The sequence below is a fragment of the Pseudomonas sp. DE0010 genome (assembly GCF_007680745.1).
Classification (GTDB): Bacteria; Pseudomonadota; Gammaproteobacteria; order Pseudomonadales; family Pseudomonadaceae; genus Aquipseudomonas; species Aquipseudomonas parafulva_B.
This window is the reverse complement of the sequence record NZ_VEJQ01000137.1, coordinates 1-306: the sequence shown is the minus strand read 5'-3', so window position 1 is coordinate 306 and position 306 is coordinate 1. Positions and strand designations below refer to the sequence as shown.

1 protein-coding gene is annotated in these 306 nt (G+C 65.7%); it reads left to right on the top strand.

Annotated features, from left to right (window positions below; translation table 11 throughout):
- A partial coding sequence (locus FS767_RS21985) for an enolase C-terminal domain-like protein (protein WP_305986784.1) occupies window positions 1–306 on the top strand: 306 nt, incomplete at both ends.

The window sequence follows — 306 nt, the reverse complement described above, 5'->3', positions numbered from 1 at the left end:
AGCATCAAGCTCAAGGCGGGCACCCTGCTTGGTCCGGATCACGAGGCGGCCTGCATCAAGGCCCTGCGCCAGGCCTTCCCGCAGGCGCCGCTGCGTATCGACCCCAACGGCAACTGGTCGCTGGAAACGTCGCTGCGCATCGCCGAGGTGCTGAAGGACGACCTGCAGAACTACGAGGATCCGACTCCGGGCCTGGACAGCATGGCCGAACTGCACCGGCGCACCGGCATACCCCTGGCCACCAACATGGTGGTCACCGATTTCGACGAATTCCGCCGCAGCGTGGCCCAGAACAGCGTGCAGATC